21 protein-coding genes and 1 riboswitch are annotated in these 23129 nt (G+C 69.3%); of the genes, 14 read left to right on the top strand and 7 right to left on the bottom strand.

The window, feature by feature from the left end:
• The first annotated feature begins 271 nt into the window (after positions 1–271).
• The 10 genes from hpnC to ACFXJL_RS19625 all read left to right on the top strand — a co-directional run bounded on the left by hpnC (position 272) and on the right by ACFXJL_RS19625 (position 11361).
• Complete coding sequence (gene hpnC, locus ACFXJL_RS19670) at positions 272–1195, top strand: squalene synthase HpnC (protein ID WP_358879280.1); 924 nt, start codon at positions 272–274, stop codon at positions 1193–1195.
• Positions 1196–1203: 8 nt separating this feature from the next.
• The gene (hpnD, locus tag ACFXJL_RS19665; protein ID WP_358879279.1) at positions 1204–2142 is read left to right on the top strand and encodes a presqualene diphosphate synthase HpnD; all 939 of its coding nucleotides are present in this window, start codon (positions 1204–1206) and stop codon (positions 2140–2142) included.
• A gap of 70 nt (positions 2143–2212) precedes the next feature.
• On the top strand, positions 2213–3694 hold the full coding sequence (hpnE, locus tag ACFXJL_RS19660) for a hydroxysqualene dehydroxylase HpnE (RefSeq protein WP_384694086.1): 1482 nt from the start codon (positions 2213–2215) through the stop codon (positions 3692–3694).
• 38 nt (positions 3695–3732) lie between these two features.
• On the top strand, positions 3733–4800 hold the full coding sequence (locus tag ACFXJL_RS19655) for a polyprenyl synthetase family protein (protein ID WP_358879365.1): 1068 nt from the start codon (positions 3733–3735) through the stop codon (positions 4798–4800).
• A 148-nt stretch (positions 4801–4948) separates the two neighbouring features.
• A complete protein-coding gene (gene shc, locus ACFXJL_RS19650; RefSeq protein WP_358879277.1) occupies positions 4949–6982 on the top strand; it encodes a squalene--hopene cyclase in 2034 nt (677 codons plus the stop codon).
• A 118-nt stretch (positions 6983–7100) separates the two neighbouring features.
• Positions 7101–7763, top strand: coding sequence for a 1-hydroxy-2-methyl-2-butenyl 4-diphosphate reductase (locus ACFXJL_RS19645; RefSeq protein WP_384694414.1), 663 nt, complete (start codon positions 7101–7103; stop codon positions 7761–7763).
• A gap of 5 nt (positions 7764–7768) precedes the next feature.
• Positions 7769–8791 carry an adenosyl-hopene transferase HpnH gene (gene hpnH, locus ACFXJL_RS19640; RefSeq protein WP_358879276.1) on the top strand — a complete coding sequence of 341 codons (1023 nt, stop codon included), beginning with the start codon at positions 7769–7771 and terminating at the stop codon, positions 8789–8791.
• A 188-nt stretch (positions 8792–8979) separates the two neighbouring features.
• The gene (locus ACFXJL_RS19635; protein ID WP_384694082.1) at positions 8980–10398 is read left to right on the top strand and encodes an aspartate aminotransferase family protein; all 1419 of its coding nucleotides are present in this window, start codon (positions 8980–8982) and stop codon (positions 10396–10398) included.
• Positions 10399–10462: 64 nt separating this feature from the next.
• On the top strand, positions 10463–11083 hold the full coding sequence (locus tag ACFXJL_RS19630; protein WP_329025094.1) for an XRE family transcriptional regulator: 621 nt from the start codon (positions 10463–10465) through the stop codon (positions 11081–11083).
• 77 nt (positions 11084–11160) lie between these two features.
• Positions 11161–11361 carry a DUF6126 family protein gene (locus ACFXJL_RS19625; protein WP_358879274.1) on the top strand — a complete coding sequence of 67 codons (201 nt, stop codon included), beginning with the start codon at positions 11161–11163 and terminating at the stop codon, positions 11359–11361.
• Between the two features lie 109 nt (positions 11362–11470).
• On the opposite strand, the gene ACFXJL_RS19620 is transcribed toward ACFXJL_RS19625, so the two are convergent.
• Complete coding sequence (locus ACFXJL_RS19620) at positions 11471–12286, bottom strand: tyrosine-protein phosphatase (RefSeq protein WP_384694077.1); 816 nt, start codon at positions 12284–12286, stop codon at positions 11471–11473.
• 416 nt (positions 12287–12702) lie between these two features.
• Positions 12703–12881, top strand: a riboswitch (cyclic di-AMP (ydaO/yuaA leader).
• A gap of 3 nt (positions 12882–12884) precedes the next feature.
• Here ACFXJL_RS19620 and ACFXJL_RS19615 point away from each other — a divergent pair.
• Both ACFXJL_RS19615 and ACFXJL_RS19610 read left to right on the top strand, forming a co-directional pair.
• On the top strand, positions 12885–13907 hold the full coding sequence (locus ACFXJL_RS19615; RefSeq protein WP_384694074.1) for a LysM peptidoglycan-binding domain-containing M23 family metallopeptidase: 1023 nt from the start codon (positions 12885–12887) through the stop codon (positions 13905–13907).
• A gap of 229 nt (positions 13908–14136) precedes the next feature.
• Positions 14137–14901 carry an SGNH/GDSL hydrolase family protein gene (locus ACFXJL_RS19610; RefSeq protein WP_384694071.1) on the top strand — a complete coding sequence of 255 codons (765 nt, stop codon included), beginning with the start codon at positions 14137–14139 and terminating at the stop codon, positions 14899–14901.
• 98 nt (positions 14902–14999) lie between these two features.
• Here the strand turns inward: ACFXJL_RS19610 and ACFXJL_RS19605 are convergent, their stop codons facing one another.
• The 5 genes from ACFXJL_RS19605 to ACFXJL_RS19585 form a co-directional block, all read right to left on the bottom strand.
• Positions 15000–15926 (bottom strand): STM4011 family radical SAM protein, encoded by a 927-nt coding sequence (locus tag ACFXJL_RS19605; RefSeq protein ID WP_384694411.1) that lies wholly within the window; start codon positions 15924–15926, stop codon positions 15000–15002.
• 8 nt (positions 15927–15934) lie between these two features.
• A complete protein-coding gene (locus ACFXJL_RS19600) occupies positions 15935–17314 on the bottom strand; it encodes an STM4012 family radical SAM protein (protein WP_384694068.1) in 1380 nt (459 codons plus the stop codon).
• A complete protein-coding gene (locus ACFXJL_RS19595) occupies positions 17311–18126 on the bottom strand; it encodes an STM4013/SEN3800 family hydrolase (RefSeq protein WP_384694408.1) in 816 nt (271 codons plus the stop codon). Before ACFXJL_RS19595 ends, ACFXJL_RS19600 begins: the two co-directional genes overlap by 4 nt.
• Positions 18127–18196: 70 nt before the next feature.
• Positions 18197–19423 (bottom strand): STM4014 family protein, encoded by a 1227-nt coding sequence (locus ACFXJL_RS19590; RefSeq protein WP_384694065.1) that lies wholly within the window; start codon positions 19421–19423, stop codon positions 18197–18199.
• Positions 19424–19425: 2 nt separating this feature from the next.
• Positions 19426–20382: an STM4015 family protein gene (locus ACFXJL_RS19585; protein WP_384694062.1), complete on the bottom strand. Its 957-nt coding sequence runs from the start codon at positions 20380–20382 to the stop codon at positions 19426–19428.
• A 177-nt stretch (positions 20383–20559) separates the two neighbouring features.
• On the opposite strand from ACFXJL_RS19585, the gene ACFXJL_RS19580 reads away from it, so the two are divergent.
• Positions 20560–20886, top strand: a complete 327-nt coding sequence (locus tag ACFXJL_RS19580; protein ID WP_358879267.1) for a hypothetical protein — start codon at positions 20560–20562, stop codon at positions 20884–20886.
• Positions 20887–21101: 215 nt separating this feature from the next.
• On the top strand, positions 21102–22175 hold the full coding sequence (locus ACFXJL_RS19575; RefSeq protein ID WP_384694405.1) for a DUF6745 domain-containing protein: 1074 nt from the start codon (positions 21102–21104) through the stop codon (positions 22173–22175).
• 71 nt (positions 22176–22246) lie between these two features.
• On the opposite strand, the gene ACFXJL_RS19570 is transcribed toward ACFXJL_RS19575, so the two are convergent.
• Positions 22247–23128: a carbohydrate kinase family protein gene (locus ACFXJL_RS19570; protein WP_358879266.1), complete on the bottom strand. Its 882-nt coding sequence runs from the start codon at positions 23126–23128 to the stop codon at positions 22247–22249.
• Position 23129 lies beyond the last annotated feature (1 nt).

Below are 23129 nucleotides of genomic sequence, written 5' to 3'. Positions count from 1 at the left end.
ATAATGCGACGTTCGTGTAATGGCCGCTACGCCCCGATGCATCGGCGGGTGTTGTACGACGTAAGCTGTACCAGTGCTGAATCGCGGCAAGTGGGGCGATACGTCCTCGATGCCCCGTCCGGCGGTCGGACCTCCAGTCGACGTAACGACCGGCGGCGTGTCCGAAATGGGATGGATTGGGTCGGCAGTGTAGAACGGGAGATGTGACGGCAATGATCGGAATTCTCCAGCTCCACGAGGCTTTCGCCGTCCGCGCACCTGGCAGCCACGTATGACCGAGACCCGGCAGATCCCCACGGCGCTCCCGGCGCCCACCGTGCGCGCCACCCTCGACAAGGCGACGGAGGAGAACTTTCCCGTCGCTCCCTTCTTCCTGCCACGGGCCTGGCGCGCGGACCTCATGGCCGTCTACGGATACGCCCGACTCGTCGACGACATCGGCGACGGCGACCTCGCATCCGGCGGTGCCGATGCCCGATGGCTCGGCGTCGCACCCGCTGAGGCCGACGATCGGCTGGTCGTCCTCGACGCCTTCGAAGCCGACGTCCGACGGGTCTTCGCCGCGGACGAGCCGCGTCACCCGATCCTGCGCACGCTCGCCCCGACGGTCCGCGCTCGATCCCTCACGATCGAACCCTTCCTCGGGCTGATCGAGGCGAACCGCCGTGACCAGGTGGTCCACCGCTACGAGAGCTACGACGAACTGCTCGCCTACTGCGAGGTGTCCGCCAACACCGTCGGACACCTCGTGCTCCAGCTCACCGGAACGACGACCCCCGAACGCCTGCGCCGCTCCGACGCCGTCTGCACCGCGCTCCAGATCGTCGAACACCTCCAGGACGTCGCCGAGGACCTCGACCGTGACCGCGTCTATCTGCCCGCCGAGGACATGCGCCGCTTCCACGTCACCGAGGCCGACCTCAAGGCGCCGTCGGCGAACGCATCGGTGCGCGCACTGATCGCGTTCCAGGCCGCGCGGGCCGATGAACTGCTCGACGAGGGCATTCCCCTCGTCGCCAGCGTGACGGGCCGGCTCCGCCTCCTGCTCGCCGGATTCACCGGCGGGGGACGGGCCGCAATCGGCGCCATCAGATCCGCCCGGTACGACGTACTGGGCGGGCCGCCCAGACCTGCCAGGACACAACTGCTCCGCGACGTGGGAGCCGTATTGCGAAGAGCGCGTAAAGAGGGGTGAGCCGGACCATGGAACAACTGACACGGGCGCCCGCCCCGGTGCAGGCCGCGTACAGCTACTGCGAGGCCGTCACCGGACAGCAGGCGCGCAATTTCGCCTACGGCATCAGACTGCTGCCGCTCGACAAGCGACTGGCGATGTCCGCCCTGTACGCGTTCTCCCGGCGCGTCGACGACATCGGCGACGGCGCACTCGTCCCCACCGAGAAGCAGAAGCGCCTGGAAGCCACCCGGGAACTGCTCGACCGCATTCGTCGTGAGGACGTCGCCGAGGACGACACCGACCCGGTCGCGGTCGCACTCGCCGACACCGCGCGCCGCTTCCCGCTGCCGCTCGACGGCCTCGATGAACTCATCGACGGCGTGCTGATGGATGTGCGCGGGGAGTCCTACGAGACCTGGGACGACCTCAAGGTCTACTGCCGTTGTGTCGCAGGCGCCATCGGCCGGCTCTCCCTCGGTGTGTTCGGCACCCAGCCCGGCACGCCGGGCACCGAGCGGGCCGCCGAGTACGCGGACACCCTGGGCCTTGCGCTCCAACTCACCAACATCCTCCGGGACGTCCGCGAGGACGCCATCAACGGACGGACCTACCTGCCCGCCGACGACCTCGCCAAGTTCGGCTGCTCGGCCGGTTTCACCACGGCCACGCCCCCCATCGGCTCCGACTTCGCGGGGCTGATCCACTACGAAGTCCGCCGCGCCCGCGCACTCTTCGCCGAGGGCTACCGGCTGCTTCCCATGCTGGACCGGCGCAGCGGGGCGTGCGTCGCGGCGATGGCCGGCATCTACCGGCGACTGCTTGACCGCATCGAACGCGATCCGGAGGCAGTCCTGCGCGGTCGGGTCTCCCTGCCGGGCCGGGAGAAGGCGTACGTCGCCGTGCGCGGACTCTCCGGCCTGGACACCCGGCACATCAGCCGCCACACACTGCGGGGCCGTCCATGATCCACGAGGCGACACCATCCGATCCGGCGGCTATCGGCCGGATCGCAGGGGCGCAGCCCGCCCCGACCCGTTGCTCACCGGGGCACTCTGGCGACGCTCGGTCCGCGACCAAGGGCAGCAGGGGGGCCGCATGAGCGACAACACCACCGATGTCCGTCAGGAACCACCAGCTGACGACGCCGCGAGCGGGCGGCACGCGGTCGTCATCGGCGGCGGTCTCGCCGGCATGACCACCGCCCTGCAACTCGCTGACGCGGGCCTGCGGGTCACCCTCCTCGAAAGCCGCCCTCGGCTTGGTGGGCTCGCCTTCTCCTTCCAGCGCGGCGACCTCACCATCGACAACGGCCAACACGTGTACCTGCGCTGCTGCACCGCCTACCGCTGGTTCCTCGATCGGGTCGAGGGCGCGCACCTCGCACCGCTCCAGGACCGACTGGACGTGCCCGTACTGGACGTGGGCCGAGCGTCCGGGCCCCGGCTGGGCAGGCTGCGCAGGTCCGCGCTGCCCGTACCCCTGCACCTCGCCGCGAGCCTCGCGACGTACCCGCACCTCTCGCTCGCCGAGCGGGCGAGCGTCGGCCGGGCCGCCCTCGCACTCGGTCGCCTCGACCCCGCCGATCCCGAGCTCGACGGCATCGACTTCGCCACCTGGCTCGGTCGCCACGGCCAGACCCCCCGGGCCATCGAAGCCCTGTGGGACCTCGTGGGCGTGGCCACCTTGAACGCCACCGCGGCGAACGCCTCGACGGGACTTGCGGCCATGGTCTTCAAGACCGGGCTGCTCTCCGATCCCGGAGCCGCGGACATCGGCTGGGCCCAGGTGCCCCTCGGCGATCTGCACGACACCCTCGCCCGCAAGGCGCTGGAGTCGGCGGGCGTGCGCGTCGAGACCGGGACCCGGGTGCGTGAGATCAGGGCTGCCCGGGACGGCGGCTGGCGCGTCGAAATCGACGGGGAGGGGCTCGACGCCCACACCGTGGTGCTCGCCGTCGCCCAGCGCGAGGCCCACGCCCTGCTCCCCGAGGGAGCCCTCGCCAACCCCGACCGGTTGCTCGACATCGCCACCGCGCCCATCCTCAACATCCACGTCCGCTACGACCGCAAAGTGCTGCGCCGGCCGTTCTTCACCGCGCTCGGCTCCCCGGTGCAGTGGGTCTTCGACCGCACCGAGGCCGCCGGAGTGAAGGAGGGCCAGTACCTGGCCATCTCCCAGTCGGCGGCCCAGGAGGAGATCGACGCACCCGTGGCCGAACTGCGGGCCCGGTACCTGCCCGAGTTGGAGCGGCTGCTGCCGCCCGCACGGCAGGCCCGGGTGGAGGACTTCTTCGTCACCCGGGAGCGGACGGCCACCTTCGCCCCCACTCCGGGCGTCGGCAGACTGCGGCCCGGTGCGCCGACCCGTGCGCCCGGCCTGTACCTTGCGGGCGCGTGGACCGCCACCGGCTGGCCCGCGACCATGGAGGGCGCCGTGCGCAGCGGATTCACCGCCGCAGGCGCAGCCCTCCAGGACCTCGGCCGCCCCCATGAACATCCGCTCAAGGAGGCGGCGTGAGCCCGTTTACCGGAACAAGAGGAGAGACCGTGCCGACTGTGCCTTCGGCGAATCCGGCTGATGACACCGCAGCAGGCGTGGACGTCGCCGCGCTCCTGGAGCGCGGACGTGCCCTGTCGACACCGGTACTGCGCGCTGCCGTGGACCGCCTTGCGGCACCCATGGACACCGTTGCCTCGTACCACTTCGGTTGGATCGACGCCGAGGGGCGGCCGTCCGTCGGGGACGGCGGCAAGGCCGTGCGACCGGCGCTCGCCCTGCTCTCGGCGGAAGCCGCGGGAGCCCCGGCCGAGGTCGGTGTTCCCGGCGCCGTCGCCGTGGAGCTGGTGCACAACTTCTCGTTGCTGCACGACGATCTGATGGACGGCGACGAGCAGCGCAGGCACCGCGACACCGTGTGGAAGGTCCACGGGCCCGCCCAGGCCATCCTGGTGGGTGACGCACTCTTCGCCCTCGCCAATGAGCTGCTGTTGGAGATCGGCACGGTGGAGGCCGGTCGCGCCACCCGGCGGCTGACCAGCGCCACCCGCAAGCTCATCGACGGCCAGGCCCAGGACATCTCGTACGAGCACCGCGAGCGGGTCACCGTCGAGGAGTGCCTGGAGATGGAGGGCAACAAGACGGGTGCGCTCCTCGCCTGCGCGGTGTCCATCGGCGCGGTGCTCGGCGGCGCGGACGACCGCACCGCCGACACCCTTGAGGCGTACGGGTACCACCTCGGCCTTGCCTTCCAGGCCATCGACGACCTGCTGGGCATCTGGGGCGATCCCGATGCGACGGGCAAGCAGACCTGGAGCGACTTGCGCCAGCGCAAGAAGTCCCTGCCGGTCGTCGCGGCACTCGCCGAGGGCGGCCCGGCCTCCAGGCGCCTCGGCGAACTGCTCGCAGCGGACGCCAAGAGCAACGACTTCGACACGTTCTCCGAGGAGGAGTTCGCCACCAGGGCCGCACTGATCGAGGAGGCGGGCGGTCGTGAGTGGACCGCACAGGAGGCACGCCGTCAGCACACCGTCGCCATCGAAGCACTGGCAGGCGTCGACATGCCCACCCACATCAGGGCGCAGTTGACCGCGCTCGCCGATTTCGTCGTCGTACGGAAGCGATAGTCCGGCAGGACGCGAGAGAGATGATCCCCACCCCGCCCCCCATATCCATGGCAGTCGCCGACCAGTGAGCGGAACCTGAACCGCCCGCCGGCCGACGGAAACCCCAGCACCGCAGAGCACAGCGCACCACTGCACCGAAGGGGAAGCCATGACAGCGACGACCGATGGAAGCGGTGGGCCCGTGCGGGCCCACGCGGCTGCGGCCGGCGAGATGACCGAAGTCCACGTGCCCCTGCACCCCGGCGGCCACGACGTGCTGGGGAACGCACGACGGGCCGTGGCACTGTCCGTCGAGCACCTGCTCAGCAGACAGGACGCCCAGGGCTGGTGGAAGGGCGACCTGGAGACCAATGTGACGATGGACGCCGAGGACCTGCTGCTCCGGCAGTTCCTCGGCGTCAGGGACGACCGCACCACCGAGGCCGCCGCTCGGCACATCCGCGCCGAGCAGCGCGAGGACGGCGCCTGGACCACCTTCTACCGGGGGCCGGCTGATCTGTCCGCCACCATCGAGGCGTACGTGGCGCTCCGACTGGCCGGAGACCTGCCCGACGAGCCCCATATGGTGCTCGCCTCCGCATGGGCGCGACGGCACGGCGGGATCGCCGGTGCCCGTGTGTTCACCAGGATCTGGCTGGCCCTGTTCGGCTGGTGGCAGTGGGACGACCTGCCCGAACTGCCCCCGGAGCTGATCTTCCTGCCCCGCTGGTTCCCCCTGAACATCTACGACTTCGGCTGCTGGGCCCGTCAGACCATCGTGCCGCTCACGGTGGTCTCGGCCAAGCGCCCGGTCCGACCGGCGCCGTTCACACTGGACGAACTCCACACCGATGCCCGGCGGCCCAACCCGCCACGTCCCCTGGCCGCCGCCCTCAGTTGGGACGGCTTCTTCCAGCGCGCGGACAAGGCCCTGCACCTCTACCACAAGGTGGCTCCGAGGAGGCTGCGCCGAGCGGCGATGGACGCTGCGGCACGGTGGATCGTCGAACGCCAGGAGAACGACGGATGCTGGGGCGGCATCCAGCCTCCGGCCGTCTACTCCCTGATCGCACTCCATCTGCTCGGCTATGACATCGACCATCCCGTCATGCGGGCCGGGTTGGAGTCCCTGGACCGCTTCGCCGTGTGGCGCGAGGAGCACGGCGAGGCAGGTGGGCCCGTCCGCATGGTGGAGGCGTGCCAGTCGCCCGTGTGGGACACCTGCCTGGCGACCGTGGCACTCGCGGACGCCGGACTGCCGCCCGATCACCCCGCCCTGGTCCGGGCGGCCGACTGGATGTTGGGCGAGGAGGTGGTCAGGCCCGGCGACTGGTCGGTGCGGAGGCCACAACTGGCCCCCGGAGGCTGGGCCTTCGAGTTCCACAACGACAACTACCCCGACATCGACGACACCGCTGAGGTGGTCCTCGCCCTGCGTCGGGTGCGGCACCCCGACCCGGTGCGGGTCGAGGGCGCCATCGCCCGCGCGACGCGCTGGACCTTCGGCATGCAGTCCAAGAACGGGGCGTGGGGCGCCTTCGACGCGGACAACACCAGCCCCCTCCCCAATCGGCTGCCCTTCTGCGACTTCGGCGAAGTCATCGACCCGCCGTCAGCTGATGTGACCGCCCACGTCGTCGAGATGCTGGCCTACGAAGGCAGGACCGACGACCCCCGTACCCGCCGCGGCATCGACTGGCTCCTCGCCGAACAGGAGCCGACCGGCGCCTGGTTCGGCCGATGGGGCGTCAACTACATCTACGGCACCGGTTCGGTGGTGCCCGCGCTGATGGCGGCGGGAATGTCCGCCGCCCACCCTGCCATCCGGCGCGCGGTGCGCTGGCTCGAATCCGTACAGAACGACGACGGCGGCTGGGGTGAGGACCTGCGCTCCTACGACGAGGAGGAGTGGGTCGGCAGGGGGGCATCCACCGCATCCCAGACCGCATGGGCCCTGCTCGCCCTGCTGGCCGCGGGGGAGCGGGAGAACAAGGCGGTCGAGCGGGGTGTGGCCTGGCTCACCGGAACACAACGTGCCGACGGCTCCTGGGACGAGCCGTACTTCACCGGCACGGGCTTCCCCTGGGACTTCTCCATCAACTACCACCTGTACCGCCAGGTCTTTCCGCTGACCGCGCTCGGACGCTACGTCAGGGGTGAACCGGTGCTCGCCGGCTTCGCCTCGGAGCATGCGCGTGGCTGACCCACGGGGCCCGGCACAACACCCCCCTGACCAGGGCCGGGCACCGCAACACGCCGGTGCGGACCGAAGGACGAACGGTCCTCCGGTGGAACGTGAGCGCGGCCCAGAGCACGGAGAGCTGCGCGATCAGGACCAGGCGGGTTCCCGGCCCCTGTTGATCGCCTGTGCACTGGCGATCGAGAGACTGGCCCTGCGCACCGGGGCACGTGGTGCGCAGGGGCGGGCGACCGTCCTGCGGACCGGAATGGGACCGGGGAACGCCGCGCGGGCCCTCGGCGCCGCGCTGGCCGACCCCTCCCTGCGCGATGCGGCGGTCATCGCCTCGGGCTTCTGCGCCGGGCTCGCACCCGGCATGCGACCCGGTGACCTGGTGGTGGCCACCCGGACCAGGGGCGGCGAACACACCACGGTGACCGACCTCGGCACCCTCTGCATCGAGACCTCGACCCTCGCCGAAGCGCTCGCCCGGGCGGTTCCCGGACGCCGGGTCCACACGGGAGTGCTCATCGGCTCCGCCCATGTCGTCCGCGGCCCCGAGAGGGCTGCCCTGCACGCCGGGGGAGCGATCGCGGTGGACATGGAGTCGGCGGTCACCCTGCGTACCGCCCTACGCGTCGGGCCCCGTCCGGTTGCGGCCGTCCGGGTGGTCGTGGACGCTCCAGAGCATGAGCTGGTCCGTATTGGCACGGTGCGCGGTGGAATATCAGCTTTCCGTGTTCTCCGTGCCGTACTTCCTGCATTTCATGAATGGCACCGTTCTCTGCCGCTCCCCCGGAGGTGAGCTAGATGGCCATGCCGCTCCGTCAGACCATCCGCGTCGGAACCTATCTCTTGGAACAGAAGCTTCGCAGGCGGGAGAAGTTCCCACTGATCGTCGAACTGGAGCCGCTCTACGCCTGCAACCTCGCCTGCGAAGGATGCGGGAAGATCCAACACCCGGCCGGTGTGCTCAAGCAGCGCATGCCGGTGGCACAGGCGGTCGGGGCGGTGATGGAGTCCGGTGCCCCGATGGTTTCGATCGCGGGCGGCGAACCTCTGATGCACCCTCAGATCGATGAAATCGTGCGCCAGTTGGTGGCCAAGAAGAAGTACGTCTTCCTCTGCACCAATGCGATGCTGCTCCGCAAGAAGATCGAGAAGTTCACTCCCTCGCGCTACTTCGCCTTCGCCGTGCACATCGACGGACTGCGCGAGCGGCACGATGAATCGGTGGCCAAGGAAGGAGTGTTCGACGAGGCGGTGGCGGCCATCAAGGAAGCCCAACGCCGGGGCTTCCGCGTCACCACCAACTCGACCTTCTTCAACACCGACACCCCTCAGACCATCATCGAGGTGCTGAACTACCTCAACGACGACCTCCAGGTCGACGAGATGATGATCTCCCCCGCGTACGCCTACGAGAAGGCGCCCGACCAGGAGCACTTCCTGGGCGTCGAGCAGACCCGCGAACTGTTCAGAAAGTCCTTCGCCGACGGCAACCGCCGGCGCTGGCGGCTCAACCACTCGCCCCTCTTCCTGGACTTCCTGGAGGGCAAGGTCGACTTCCCCTGCACGGCCTGGGCGATTCCCAACTACTCGCTGTTCGGCTGGCAGCGGCCCTGCTACCTGATGAGCGACGGCTACGTGCCCAGCTACCGCGAACTCGTCGAGGAGACCGACTGGAGCAAGTACGGCCGCGGCAAGGACCCGCGCTGTGCCAACTGCATGGCCCACTGCGGCTATGAGCCCACGGCCGTGCTCGCCACCATGGGCTCGCTGAAGGAATCCCTGCGCGCGGCGCGCGAAACGATGTCCGGAAACCGCGGATAGCTGGCCGGCCGCGCGAGCCAACCCCACCGGGACCGTCCCCAAGGACTGCTCTCCGTTGTGGACTCGCGCGGTCGGACCCGTCGGTCACCACCACACGGTGCTGCCGAGGACCAGGGGGAAGGCGTCGCACCGACCTGGCCAGAACTCTTTCCCGTCACCGCGGCGCAGGCAGTCAAGGAGAACAACCCATGACCGATCCGCTGTCCTCGGCGAACGGGTCGGGCCCCGCCGGCTTCGACCTCACGGCCCTGCTCGCCGCACGCGGCGCCGAACGCTACGCGCTGCACGAGCGCCACCTCAACCCACAACTCCCGCGCATGTTGCGGACCATCGGATTCGACAAGGTCTACCAACGGGCCGAAGGCGCGTACTTCTGGGATGCGGAGGGACGGGACTACCTCGACATGCTCGCCGGTTTCGGGGTGATGGGACTCGGTCGCCACCATCCCGTCGTCCGGCAGGCACTGCACGATGTGCTGGACGCCTCACTGGCGGACCTGACCCGCTTCGACTGCCCGCCCCTGCCCGGGCTGCTCGCCGAGAAGCTCCTCGCCCACAGCCCCCATCTGGACCGGGTGTTCTTCGGGAGCAGCGGTACGGAGGCGGTGGAAACGGCCCTGAAGTTCGCCCGGTACGCCACCGGACGCCCTCGCATCCTCTACTGCGACCACGCCTTCCACGGACTGACCACCGGCTCCCTCTCCGTCAACGGAGAGTCCGGCTTTCGGGAGGGCTTCGCCCCGCTCCTGCCCGACACTCCCATCGCCCTCGGCGACCTCGACGCCCTGGAGCGGGAGCTCCGCACGGGCGATGTGGCCGCCCTCATCGTGGAACCCATCCAGGGGAAGGGTGTCCACGAGTGCCCGCCGGGCTTCCTGTACGCAGCCCAGGAACTGCTCCACCGGCACCGGGCGCTCCTGATCGTCGACGAGGTGCAGACCGGTCTGGGGCGGACCGGGGACTTCTACGCCCATCAGCACGAGGAAGGGGTGGAGCCCGATCTGATCTGTGTGGCGAAGGCGCTCTCCGGCGGCTATGTGCCGGTGGGGGCCACGATCGGCAGGGACTGGATCTTCAAGAAGGTCTACTCCTCCATGGACCGGGTGCTGGTCCACTCGGCCAGCTTCGGCTCCAACGCACAGGCGATGGCGGCCGGTCTCGCGGTCCTCTCGGTCATCGAGGACGAACAGATCGTCGCCAACGCCCGGGCGACCGGTGACCTCCTGCGGTCCCGGCTGGCCGCCCTCGTGGACCGATATGAGTTCCTCCATGCGGTACGAGGGCGGGGGCTGATGATCGGAATCGAGTTCGGGCGTCCCCAATCCCTGGCGCTGCGCAGCCGCTGGACCGTGTTGCAAGCGGCCCGCAAGGGGCTGTTCGCCCAGATGGTGGCCGTCCCGCTGCTGGAACGGCACCGGATCCTGACCCAGGTCTCAGGGGACCGGATGGAAGTGATCAAATTGATTCCGCCGCTGACGATCGGCGAACGCGAGGTGGATCGATTCCTGGCCGGCTTCACCGCGGTCATGGAGGACGCACACGCCGGCGGCGGCTTGATGTGGGACTTCGGCAGGACGTTGGTCAAGCAGGCCGTGGCCAACCGCTGAGCTGGGATTTTGCCTTTGAGGCACGAAACTTGCCTCAGAGGTACTTTCCTGGCGCAATGGACCCATGCAGAGTCCTCCCGGGGGCCATCCCCCGGACCTTCGAACCCGGGTCGGGGAGCCGCCGGCCGAGCTGCCGGACGTGGCGCCGCAACTGCGGGACCTGCGTCGCAGACGGGGGCTCACCCTCGAAGCGGCTGCCCAGCGCGCAGGACTGTCGCCCGCGCACCTGTCCCGTCTGGAGACCGGCCGCCGTCAGCCCTCGCTGCCGATGCTGCTCTCCCTGGCCCGTATCTACGGTACGACCATCGCCGAGCTGCTCGGCGAACTCGCACCCGAGCGCGACCCGGTCATCAGGGCCGGCGTTCGCGAGCCCGCCGTGGCCGACGGCTGGACCTATCACCAGGTGGGGACGCCCGGGCGGGCGATGCAACCCCTGCGACTGGTGGTTCCCTACGGCGCCCAGGGCGAACTGGTGCGGGTCCACCCGGGCGAGGAATGGCTGTACGTCCTGGACGGGCGCCTTCGGCTCAGCCTCGGGGAAGCCGTGCACGAACTGGGGCCGGGAGACAGCGCTCACTACGACTCGCTCACTCCCCACCGGATCGCAGCGGCCACCCGTGAAGGCGCGGAGATGCTGTTCGTCCACACCCTGCTCCAGAGTCCCGACCTCTATCCGCACGTCTGATCCAGCCGAGCGCCCGCCCGGAGCGATCCCCAGCACGCGGGACGAGCCCACCAAGACCGGAAGTCGAGAGGACCGCCATGTCAGAGAACCCCACCGCACCTGAGAACACCGTCGCACCCGAAAGCACCTCGGTGACCGACAACGCCGCCGTGGTCAGGAAGGGCAAGGAGAACGGACGGTTCCCCCGTGGCATCTGGGTGCGCCTCTTCGCCTATCTGATCGCCGGCCATGTCTTCGCCGGCTTCCTCTATCTCCTCTTCGAGATGGGCGCCAAGTAGCGACCGGTCATCGAGGCGGACGCCTGCACAGGCCGGCAGTGACCGCCGCGGGCGTCAAGCCGGCCATGGCCCGTGCCCACGGCCGTCAGGTTCGCCGCCCGCCCTGGGGTCAGACCTCGTCGAGCAGTCGGTCGCGCAACTGCTCCCGTGTCCGGGCAGTGATCCCCAGCCCCTCGGTGAGGTACCGCTCCGTCCCGCCCCACGTCCGGTCGATGGTCGCGAACGCGGTGTGGAGGTACTCCCTGCGCGCGTCGAAGAGCGGACTGAGCAGTTCCATCACCTCGGGCGACATCCCGGCCGGTGATGCATCACTGCGGTGCACCCGGTATCGCCGGTGCGGGTCGTTGGACTTGAGGTAGTCCGCCTCGATCGCGTCCCGCTCCACGCCGACCGCCAGCAGCGACACGGCTATGGAGAGCCCGGCGCGGTCCTTGCCCGCGGCGCAGTGCATCAGCGCGGGAACGCTGTCCTCGGCGAGAGCGTGCAGGACCCTGCTGTGCTCGCCGGTGCGTTCCGTGATGATCCTCTGATAGGAGTCGGACATCCGTGCCGCGGCCTGGCCGTCCCCCAGGATGGACCGCAACTGCTCGATGTCTCCGTCGCGCACCATCTGCCAGAACTCCGCGCCGTCCGCAGGGTCACTGAGCGGGAGATTGAGGTTGCGCACGCCCTGGAGGGGAATGTCCGGACCGTCGAGCAGCATGTCCGCCTCATTGCGGAAATCGAAGATCGTGTGCAGTCCCAGCGAGGACAGGAACGCGGCATCGCTTCCGGTCGCATGGGCCAGATGACCGCTGCGGAACAGCCGCCCATGTCGCACCCGACGTCCGTCCAGGGCCGGCAGGCCGCCGACGTCCCGGAAGTTCCGTACTCCGGTCAGTTCCGGCTCGATGGACGGGACCTGCGGCGGCAGCTGCTGCGTCACAGAGGCTCCTGAGGGTCACTGCCGTCGGCGCCGCTCGCCGACATTGGCGTGTTCTCGACGATACGACATTCGCTCATCAGATGATCATTTTGTGTGATCTCTGTTGGGAACTGATTGTTCCACCCATTACCTGTGAGGGACGCCCGGGCTGCTTCTGTCCGAATTGGGTACTTCGGTGGTTGGATGTCCTGCCTGTCGAGTGGCTGAGGGCCCGCTCGTGAGCGGGATCATAGTGGTGACCCTCAGTTGCGGCGCACCGCAGAGGATTCCCGACGGGGCGGCGGGAGTTGCCACATCGCCTTCCACGGAGTGTTACGGGAAATTCCCCCCGTCGTGACCTTTGTCATTGATCAGAAAAGGGCCCGGCTTGTTTGCCTGAAGAGGGCTCGATTACGGTCACGGAACTCCGGACGGATCGCCTAATCCTGCCGCCGCCCGGAATTCATCCACATCCACGCGTGGCAGGAGCGGGGGACCCAGGTAGTACGCCGATCCGGATTTCCGGACGGCTTGGGGTGAAGTCGCGCAGAAGTGCGGCCGGGCATCTCCAGCTCGAACCCGACAGCTCACCTCGTAGGCGCCGGAGAGGAAATGCGCCATGCCCGCAAAGGGTAAGCACCGCCGTACCAGGACCAGCACCATCACCCGGGGAATCGTTGCCGCCGGCACCGGTGGCGCAGCCATCGCCCTTCCGTTGATGGGCGCCACGAACGCCTTCGCCGCCGAGCAGACCGCCCCCGTCGCGGCACCCGTGGTCGCCTCGGCCGCCACCACCACCGCACCCGCGACGGCGCCCGCCGAGCGGGTGGCCACTCAGGTCACCTATCGGGTCGTCGCGGGCGACTACCTTTCCAAGATCGCGCAGGAGCACCGGGTCGACGGTGGCTGGCAGCAGCTCTACGCCGACAACCGTGACGCGGTCGGCGAGAACCCCTCACTGATCCACCCCGGCCTCAAGCTCACCATCGGTGGCGCGTCCGCCGCCGAGTCCAAGACGTCCGAGTCGAAGACGGCTGAGAGCAAGCCCGTCGCGCCGGCCAAGCCCAAGGTTGCCGCCGAGTCGAAGCAGGAGCGTCCCGCCAAGGTCGAGCCGAAGCAGGAGCGTCCCGCCAAGGTCGAGGCCGAGGTCAAGAAGGACGATGAGGCCCCGGTGGCCCAGTCGTCCGCCGCCCAGACCTCCACCGCCGCCGAGTCCTCCAGCGAGGCCACCGGCTCCGGCTGGGCCAGCCCGCTCTCCGCGGTCGGTGTCAGCACCTCCTACAAGGTCTCGGGCGCCATGTGGTCCAGCGGCTACCACACCGGCATCGACTTCGCTGCCGCCACCGGCACCATCGTGCGCTCGGTCGGCCCCGGCACCGTCGTCTCGGCAGGCTGGAGCGGCGCCTACGGCAACGAGGTCGTCATCCAGCACACCGACGGCAAGTACTCGCAGTACGCACACCTGTCCTCCCTCTCGGTCTCCTCGGGGCAGAGCGTGAGCGGTGGACAGCAGATCGGCGCGGTCGGTTCCACCGGAAACTCCAGTGGTCCGCACCTCCACTTCGAGATCCGCACCAGCCCCGGCTACGGCTCCGACGTCGACCCGGTGTCGTACCTGCGTCAGCACGGCGTCTCGCTCTGATCGAGTCGCCCTGACCCGGTGCCGGAGGTCGCGTGCGACCCCCGGCACCACCAGCACGAGGAAGTCCCCGTTTCGCAGCCGCGAAACGGGGACTTCCTCGCATTCCCAGGGATGCGCCCTTTTCCTGGTGGCATAGATCACCCGGCGTCAACCTCTCCTTACGGTCGCGTAGGTCACATCGCGGAGGACAAGATGAGTGGTCGTGGCAGGCGATTCGGGAACAGGGAGCATGAATACATTCGCGTCGTACGCGGCGATCGGCGACAGCTTCACGGAAGGGGTCGGGGACCCGGCACCCGACGGAACCTTCATCGGCTGGGCGGATCGATTCGCCGCGCTTCTCGGTGACCGAATGCCGCAACACACCTTCCGTTACGCGAATCTCGCCGTGCGCGGCAGACTCCTCGACCAGATCGTCGCCGAACAGGTGCCCCGCGCGAAGGAACTCGCCCCGGACCTGGTGACGTTCTGTGCCGGAGGGAACGACATCATCCGGCCGGGCAGCGACCCGGACGACGTCGCCGAGCGACTGGAACGGGCGGTTGCCGACCTCACCGACGCGGTGGGCACGGTCATGGTGACCACCGGTTTCGACACCCGGGGGATGCCGGTACTGCGCCATCTGCGGGGCAAGGTCGCCACGTACACAGCGCACGTTCGGGCGATCGCCGACCGACACGGCTGTCCGGTACTCGACCTGTGGTCCTTGAAGTCCGTCCAGGACCGTCGCGCCTGGGACACCGACCGGCTGCATCTGTCGCCCGACGGACACGCCAGGGTCGCGGTGCGCGCCGCCCAGGTGCTGGGACTCGACGTCACCAACGACCCGGACCAGCCCTGGCCCCCACTACCGCGACGCGGCACATTGGAGGTGCGGCGGGACGACATCTACTGGGCACGCGAGCATCTGGCGCCCTGGATCGGCCGCAGGCTCCGCGGCGAGAGCTCGGGCGACCACATCGAGGCCAAGCGCCCCGATCTGCTGCCCCTGTAACCCGCCCCCACCGCCCGGCCTCCGACCATGGAACAGGTCCTCCACCTTTTCCGTTGCGGTCCCGACTGCGGAGTGGTCCCTGCACCGGGCCGCCACGGTCACCTGGTCTGTCCGGCAGGCGGCCCGGCATCGGCATCCCGCGAACGCAGGATCGCCCGGCCCGGAGGCCGTCGCCCCGGGGCGGGCGAGGCCGGGATCCGCTCCAACACCCCTCCGGCGAAGACGTCGTACAAGGGCAGCGACTCCAGGTGGACGTATCCGATGTGGCAGTCGCACACCGCGAGGGGACACGGGCGCGGGCGCAGCGCCTCGCGGTAGGAGCCGTCGTAGAGGTTGCCCAACTCCGCGGGGACGAAGTGGCAGCGCCGTACCGTGCCGTCGCCGTCGACGGACACGACGGACTCCCCGGTCCGGCATGGCAGCCCGACCGATCGGTGCGCACGGCGGCTGTAGGCGAAGAGAGGGTCGAGTTCCGTCCACTGCGCTGCTTCGGCGTCCGTGTACGTGTGTCCCTCCGCCGCGTTGACCCAGAGGTAGACGTGATCGGGCAGGGCTGCGCGCAGTTCTCGCGCATGGTCGAGGTGCTCCGGTACGCCGACGATGCCCACGCTGAATCGGACGCCGAGCCCGGCCAGGTCCTCGCACTTGCCGAGGAACCGCTCGTAGGGGGTCTGCCCCGGGTGGTAGGTGCACCACAGCGCAAGGGTGGTGAGGTCCGCTTCGGCGAGCCAATCGGTGCGGCAGCTGAGATTGGTCTGGATCGCCACCCTGTGCACCTGTGGCAGTTGGGAGAGTTCGACGAGGGCGCGCCGGTACCAGGAGCGCACCAGACCCTCGCCCCAGGGTGTGAACAGGACCGACAGCCGATCGTCGCCCTGCTGGGACACCCAGGTGGTGAATCGTTCCAGCGCAGCCCGGTCGGTGCGCAGTTGCTGGGGGGTGTCGCGGCGCTTGGCGAACGGGCAGTAGGGGCAGTCGTAGTCACAGGAGGCCAGCGGACCCCGGTAGAGCAGGGTCAGATCCATCGGACCGCTCATTTGGACTCGTACTCCGCCATGGCCGTGCGAACCGCCGGGGAGAAGAGCTCCGGCCCCAGCGCGTCCGAGTGCGCCAGCCCTTCCGCACTGAGCTTCATCCGCCCGGGCGTTCCGCTCTCCAACCAACCGAGTGCGGCGAAGCGGCCCAACTCGGCGGCGAAGTCATCGACGGGATCGCACCCGAACCGCTCCCGGTAGTCGGCCGTGTCCATGCCCTCCGCCTGGAGCAGCGATTGCAACAGATGGCGACGACGTGCCTCCGTCCCGTCGATGCGGTAGCCGAACTCGGCATGGTCGAAGTTCTCGGTCCGCGTGTAGTCGTCGATGATGGAACGCACTTCACCGGGCCGCACCGCGTAGTCGAAGGAGTAGTGCAACTCGGAGGTGTACGAACGGGCTCCGCAGCCGAGTCCGATCATTCCGTCGGTCTGGCACGCGTAGTCGTCCGCCCCCTGATGGGGCGCGTCGGGACGGCGGAACATACGCATCGACACCTGCTCATAGCCTTGGTCGAGAAGATGGTCGCGGCCCTGGCGGTACAACCGGAGCCGCTGCTCGTCCCAGGCGGCGTCGCCGTTCAGGTGCCCCGGTGGGTGTGGGTCGCTCGCCTGCCCCGTGCCGGTGGGGCCGCGCCGGTCGAGACCGGTCATGGGCCGGACGTACAGCGGATAGAGGTAGAGCTCCTCGGGCCGCCAGGCGAGCGCCGCATCCAGCGAGTGACGCCAACTGTCCTCCGTCTGACCGTCGATGCCGTAGATCAGATCGATGTTGAGCACGGGGATGCGCGCGTCCCGGATGCGGCCGAGAGCGGCTTCGACCTCGGCCCGGCGCTGTGGACGGACGGCCGCCTTCGCCTCCGAGTCGCTGAAGCTCTGGACGCCGATGCTGAGCCGCGTTGTGCCGCGCTCCGCGAGTACGGCGAGTCGATCCGCGGTGGCCGTGGCAGGGGATGCCTCCACGGACAGGGGTATCGCTGCCAGTTCGGCCCCCATGCGCTTCTCGGCGATGTCGCAGAGCCGCTCCAACTCTCCCGCGGTGAGGAAGGTGGGTGTGCCACCGCCGAACGCTGCCGCAGCGAACCGCACGGGCGCGCTGTCGCCCAAGGCGTCGCGCACCGCCGTCGCCTGGCGGTCGAGCGCATCGAGGTAACGGGTGGTGAGCTCGTCGGGAGCGCCGATGCGGGTGAACAGATTGCAGAAGCCGCAGCGGATCTCGCAGAACGGGATGTGCAGATAGAGGGAGAGGGCGTCGGTCGGCTCCGCCGCCCATGCGTCGCGCAGACGGGGATGCTCGGCGAGCCTGCGGTAGGCCGTCTTGTGCGGATAGGCGTAGACATAACTCTGGTAGGGGCGGGGTGTGACCAGGGGAGTGCTCATGCGGGTGCCTCGTCGGACTCAAGGAAGAAGTGGGCGTACGGCACGGTCCAGACGGCTTCGTGGCCGAGGCGGTGGCCGGTGTAGCCGTCGTCGCCGTAGGTGGTGCCATGGTCGGAGCAGATGATGACGAAGCAACGGCGGCGGCTGCGAACCGTCGTGAACAGCCGCCCGATGTGACGGTCCACGTACTCCAGCGCCGCGGCATGGGATTCGCGGGTGTCCCCGGACTGCTCGGTGGCGCCCGGCAGATGGAACCAGTTGGGCTGGTGCAGTGCGGGGACATTGATGAAGAGGAACAGGCGCTGATCGGGCGACAGGGCCGCGACCACCTCTTCGGCGCGCTCGATCTGGGCCTCGAACGACACCGGCGAGGTCACCCCGAACTCCGGCTCCCAGTGGCTCTCCTGGAACAGGCCGGGCAGCACGGAGCCGAGCGGCCCCTGCTGGTTGAAGAAGCCGACGCCACCGATGCACACCGTGCGGTACCCGGCTCCGGCGAGCCCGGAGACGAGGTCGGGCGCGTCGAAGACGAACGTCCGCCGCTCGGTCGTCTCGCTCCCGGCGAAGCGGGCGGCGAAGAGCCGCGGATGGGGGCCGGGCTCGGCAGGCGTCGGGAGGAACCCCGCAAACATGGCCTGGTGGGACGCGTAGGTGAAGTTCCCGGGGGCGTGTCGCCGCTGCCAGGTGCCGCCCGGTAGCAAGCGGGCGAGATGGGGTGTGCGGCCCGCTGCACAGAGTTCGGCGGCGACATCATGGCGCAGGGTGTCCAACGTCAGGAACAGGATGTCGTCGCGTCCGACGACGTCGTTCATGTCCGGGTCGTCGGGCCGAGCGGCGCCTTCCGCGCTCGCGGGGGGTACGGGTGGGGGTACGACGGCGGTGTCAGGCGTGGGCACGGTGGTTCCTCGTCCTACGGGGCGCTGTGTTGCGCGACACCGTTGTGGTGGGCGCCGGTGGTTCGTCGACGGTGTCGGTGGGCCGGGAGCGGGTTGCGCAGCGCATCCGCACGGCGGTGAGCTGGGCGCCGTAGGTGTCCTCGGACTCGGCCCCGCTACCGGGTAGACCGGTCAGACCGGGCAGTAGATCACCGAAGGCGTTGACCTCACCGATGGAAAAGCTCCGCCAGTCCGATGCGGGTAGGAGGTCGACCCCGACCCGCAGTGAGCCGGGGAAGGCGGACGCGGCCTCTTCGCACAGTCGCAGCGCCCCGGCCCACTCCCCGCCCGCCCTCTCGACGGCGATGCGTGCCGCGGCCAGATCGCCGCGGGCGCCGCCGAGGTGGAGATTGGTCATGGGGGAGCGACTGGTCCGTACGACCGCGTGCGTGGCGCGGCCGGCGGTGACGACGACCCGCAGATCTGCGGTCCGCCCGTCCTGGGATGCCTTGGGGACCCAACGCTCGATGTGCAGGCCGTCCGGAGCCAAGGTGTCGACCAGCGCCGCCACTTCCCCTTCCGTCCGGTAGCGGCGCACCCTCAGCGAGTTGTACAGCCGACCCGAGTCGTCACGTTCGACCGAGGTGGTCGCTTGGACCCGACCGCCGCTCGCGGTCTCCACGGCGAGTACGCCGGACGCCGATGAACCGTGGGCGAGTTTGATGAAGATCCGGCGCAGGCCGGTGCTCTGCTGGAGGGCCCTGACGTCCGCCCAGCCGTGGACGGGGGGTCCATCGGCACCGGAGGTCGGCGAATCGGGTACGGCGAGTCCTGCGGTCGAGAGCACCCCGTGGCAGAGTCGTTTGTCGAACAGGACCGCCAGATCGGCAGGGTCGTCGAGCAAGGTGGCACCCGCGGCGCTCGCGATGGCGGATACCTCGTGCACCGCGGCAGTGAAGCGCTGGTACCAACGGGCTGTGCCCTCCACCCGGGTCGGATCGTCGACGCCACGCAGGGCCTTCTCCACCTCGGCGTCCTCGCCCGGCGAATCCAGCCGCACCCACTCGTCGGCGTGGAACCGAGCCCGCCCGCGCAGCACGTCGATCCAAGGGACCACCCGTACCTCGGGCAGCCGGGCACGCCGTGCGGCTTCCCGGAAGAGGACGACACGTCGGTTGGCCGGATTGCCGACGACCACCAGTTGGGGAGCGGCCGGCGGGCGGGACTCGGCCACGGTCACTCCGCCACGGAGGTGTAGCGGTGGTCGTTGTCCTCGTCCGCTTCGGTCTCGCCCAGCTCGGCTTCGGACAGGTCGATCGACACGTCTGTCCCCGCGAAAGTGGCCTCCAGACGCTCCACCATGGGAGCGCTGAGGAAGTGATGGTGCAGATCGAGGCGCCGAAGGTGTGTCAACGGCTGGCCGTTCAGCAGTGCTTCCGCCCCCTCGTCGCCGAGGGTCCCCATGGACAGGTCCAGCGTGTGCAGGCGGGCCACTACGGGAGCACCTGCGAACGCCGTCGCGATCTGGTCCTGGATGTCGCTGTTGCGGAGCGCCAGATAGCCCAGGTTGGGCAGGCGGGAGCCGGCGAAGAAGGGTTCCAGGTCCGCGACCGCGGTGTCCGCCCCGTACCAGGAAGATCCGAGCCAGATGTCGAGGCCTTCCAGTGCGGGGAGGTCGCTGTCCGCGATGCCGCGGACGACACCGACCGGCAGTCCACCGGACTCCACCACGAGCGATTGCAGCTTGGCATGACGGATCTTCGAGAACTGCAGGCCGCTGCCGCCGCGCACACCGAACTCGACCAACTCGGGAAACGCCTCGGGCAGGGAGGCGACCTCGCCCTGCTGGATCCAGGAGATCTCGCACTCGTCGTACGTGATGTCGCCGAGGAACAGTGCCCGCAGGGCGGGGAAGTCGTCCGCGGACTCCGTCAGGGTGGAGATGATCTTTTCCGGGCCTCGGTCGTACGCCTCGTTCCACAGGCCGACGACCAGGGCCCGCACCCCCGTGGTGTCCACCGCCGCGACGAAGCGGGCGAAGGCGTCCTCCCACTCCTCCCCGTCGTACTCGGCGGAGACTCGCCAGGCCACGGATGCCACGGACGGCAGCTCGGTCTTCGCCTGGGCCGAGGCCGTGGGGAAGTCGAACACGGGCAACCCGTGCAGCTCGTGCAAATGGCTGGAAATGGTCATGACGGGCTCCAGATGGGGCGACATTGATCGGCCAGTTCCGAGCAGTTGTACCAAGTCCCACTGACAACGCGACGCGCAGGGCCGTTCCTGCTCACTGCGTCGGTGCGTTGTCAGACCCTGCGGTTAGCGTCGATTCCAGCTTCGGCGCACCGGGCGCCGGGAGTTGAGGGGAGAGCCATGTACCGGCAGGGAGACGTGCTGATCGTGCCCGTCACGGAGGAAGCCGTGCCATCACACATCGCACAGGCCCGATCGCAGCCGCGTGACGGACTGGGTCGCCTGGTGCTCGCTCTGGGCGAAGTCACCGGTCATGCGCATGCGGTGATGGGACCGGGACGGCTGGTCCTGGAACCAGGCCCCTTCGGTCCGATGGTGCTCCACCTCCCCGAGGGCGGTCGGGTCGTGCATGAGGAACACGCCGCGATCACCCTCCCCAAGGGGTGGTACCGAGTGGTGCGCCAGCGCGAGTACCTGCCGGGAGCGGTGCGCATCGTCGCCGACTGACACCACAACGCTCCACCGCACTGCTCAACACCGCACTACTCCACATCACATCGCTCCACATCACATCGCTCCACATCGCATCGCTCGACATCACAGTGAAGAACGGCACGCAGAACAAGACGGCACCGGGTGAGACCGGTCGAACGGGGACGGGGATTCCTATGCAAGACGTGCAGCCCATGCAGCAGATCCAGCACATGCAGTCCAGCCAGGGCATCCACAGTGTGGACAAGTGGCGGACCGTTGCCGCGGCGACGGGACCGGCGGACCGGACAGCCGCCGAGCACGGCGTACGGCTGGCCTACCGGACCGCGGGGCTGGCCGAGCCCGAGCGCATCGTCTGGGTCGAATCGCCGCGGGCGGGCGTCGAGGCGGTGCGGGCCCTCAGCGGCGCCGGACCCTCGGTCCGGGAGCAGGTGCGCACCCGCCCGTGGGCGGAGGAGCGCCGTCGGGTGCACGACGAGTTGGGTCCGGCGGGTTGGACGGAGTTGTGGGGCTCAACCGGCGCCCGGTTGTGGGACACCACACGAGCACTCGCCGACCGCATCCGGGCCGGCGTCGTCGACGAACTGACCGGTCGCTCCACTGCCCGGGCGTCGACAGGCGCTGCGGGGGCACTGTCTGGGGCCGTCGACGAGGCCACCGCGGAAGAGCGGCCCTCTCTGCACTCGGTCCGGCATGTGCTGCTGGACGCCGTCCTCGGCCAGCACGATGCCGCCTGGCTGGCCGCCTTCGACGGCCGCAGCGAGCGTCTGGACGGGCTCGCGAGAGTCGCCGCCCACGCCGGCTGGTGGTGGCCCCACGAGAAGGTCGTGGTGATGTGTGAGCGTCCGACCGTACTGCACCGCGACGAAGCCGGCCGTCTCGACAGCGGCGAGGGTCCCGCGCTCGCCTTCCCCGACGGCTTCAGTCTCTATGCCTGGCGTGGCATGCCGGTGCCCGCGGCCTTCCTCGACGAACTCTCCTCCATCGATGCCTCACGCATACGCAACGAGGAGAACGCCGAACTGCGCCGGGTGATGCTGGAGCACTACGGCTACGACCGCTACCTCGCCGAGTCGGGCGCGAAGCCCATGCACAAGGATGAGTCGGGCATCCTCTGGCGGATCGAACTGGCCGATGACGAGGATGTGGTGATGGTCGAGGTCGTCAACTCCACCGCGGAGCCCGACGGCACCTTCCGCACCTACTGGCTTCGGGTGCCGCCCACCACGAGGACCGCTCGGGAGGGTGTGGCCTGGACCTTCGGGCTTCAGGAGCAGGCGTACGAGCCGCTGCGACAGACCTGACGCACAGCGGGACGGCCCAGTGGGACCGCCGTGCTGCTCTGGAGGGGCAGCCGTCGGGTCGTGTCGGTCCGTCAGACCCCGACCGACAACAACTCCTCCTGGCTGATCAATGCGGTGCTGCCCTCGCCGGTACAGGCATGAGCCCCTGCCCGCGCGCCCAATCGGGCGCTCGTCTCCAGGTCCTGGCCGGCCAGCAGACCGTAGAGGAAACCACAGACATAGGCGTCGCCCGCCCCGCTGGAATCCACCACCGGAGCGGGTGGAATCGCGGCGGGGATGGGGCGGGGAGTGCTGCTTCCCTCCCGGAGGAGGAGGTAGGAGCCACCCGCTCCGGCGGTCGCGATCACGGCCTGCGCCCGCCCGTTGCGCAGGATGTCCCGCATCACGGAGGCTATGCGCTCGCCGGCCCCCGCAGAGCTGAGGAAGACCAGGTCCGACCGGAGTGCGAACTCCCGTTGACGTTCGTCGACGCCGTCCCAGTCCTGGAGGTCGGTGGAGACGGAGAGACCCAAGGCCGCGATGTCGTCGAAGAGGTGCCGGGCGAAGTCCACGGCGGACAGATGGACATGGCGTGCGCGCTGGAGATAGGGGAGGTAGAAGTCGCGCGGCATCCGCAGGTCGTCGGGGTCGCGGCCGTCGTGGAACGACACCTTGCGCCCCGAGGGGTCGACCAGACTGACGGCGCGACGTGTACCGGTGGGGGAGAGGAGGGGGTCGAAGGCCACACCGGCCGCGATGAGTCGTTCATGGACCTGGCGTCCGGCCCAGTCGTCACCGAGGAAGTCGAGGAAGGCGACGTTCATCCCGAGTGCTCGGCACCCCAACGCCACGTTCCCCCCGGTGTGCCCGGGCCATTCATGGATGGGCGCGACGCCATGGGTGTCCACAAGGGGTACCGGCAGTGAGCCGACCCGTACGACGGTGGCCACGCCGCTGCCTCCGATGACGAGCACA

Source organism: Streptomyces sp. NPDC059256 (assembly GCF_042753785.1).
Taxonomy (GTDB): Bacteria; Actinomycetota; Actinomycetes; order Streptomycetales; family Streptomycetaceae; genus Streptomyces.
This window is presented reverse-complemented; position numbering and strand designations above follow the sequence as displayed.

What these genes read in the sequence shown, in the direction of transcription:
- ACFXJL_RS19615 (WP_384694074.1), top strand. Translation starts at nt 12,885, where the DNA reads ATGCCCGCAAAGGGTAAGCACCGCCGTACCAGGACCAGCACCATCACC.
- ACFXJL_RS19580 (WP_358879267.1), top strand. Translation starts at nt 20,560, where the DNA reads ATGTACCGGCAGGGAGACGTGCTGATCGTGCCCGTCACGGAGGAAGCC.
- ACFXJL_RS19635 (WP_384694082.1), top strand. Translation starts at nt 8,980, where the DNA reads ATGACCGATCCGCTGTCCTCGGCGAACGGGTCGGGCCCCGCCGGCTTC.
- ACFXJL_RS19585 (WP_384694062.1), bottom strand. Translation starts at nt 20,382, where the DNA reads ATGACCATTTCCAGCCATTTGCACGAGCTGCACGGGTTGCCCGTGTTC.
- ACFXJL_RS19605 (WP_384694411.1), bottom strand. Translation starts at nt 15,926, where the DNA reads ATGGATCTGACCCTGCTCTACCGGGGTCCGCTGGCCTCCTGTGACTAC.
- ACFXJL_RS19600 (WP_384694068.1), bottom strand. Translation starts at nt 17,314, where the DNA reads ATGAGCACTCCCCTGGTCACACCCCGCCCCTACCAGAGTTATGTCTAC.
- ACFXJL_RS19595 (WP_384694408.1), bottom strand. Translation starts at nt 18,126, where the DNA reads ATGAACGACGTCGTCGGACGCGACGACATCCTGTTCCTGACGTTGGAC.
- ACFXJL_RS19610 (WP_384694071.1), top strand. Translation starts at nt 14,137, where the DNA reads ATGAATACATTCGCGTCGTACGCGGCGATCGGCGACAGCTTCACGGAA.
- ACFXJL_RS19625 (WP_358879274.1), top strand. Translation starts at nt 11,161, where the DNA reads ATGTCAGAGAACCCCACCGCACCTGAGAACACCGTCGCACCCGAAAGC.
- shc (WP_358879277.1), top strand. Translation starts at nt 4,949, where the DNA reads ATGACAGCGACGACCGATGGAAGCGGTGGGCCCGTGCGGGCCCACGCG.
- hpnH (WP_358879276.1), top strand. Translation starts at nt 7,769, where the DNA reads ATGGCCATGCCGCTCCGTCAGACCATCCGCGTCGGAACCTATCTCTTG.
- ACFXJL_RS19630 (WP_329025094.1), top strand. Translation starts at nt 10,463, where the DNA reads ATGCAGAGTCCTCCCGGGGGCCATCCCCCGGACCTTCGAACCCGGGTC.
- hpnD (WP_358879279.1), top strand. Translation starts at nt 1,204, where the DNA reads ATGGAACAACTGACACGGGCGCCCGCCCCGGTGCAGGCCGCGTACAGC.
- hpnC (WP_358879280.1), top strand. Translation starts at nt 272, where the DNA reads ATGACCGAGACCCGGCAGATCCCCACGGCGCTCCCGGCGCCCACCGTG.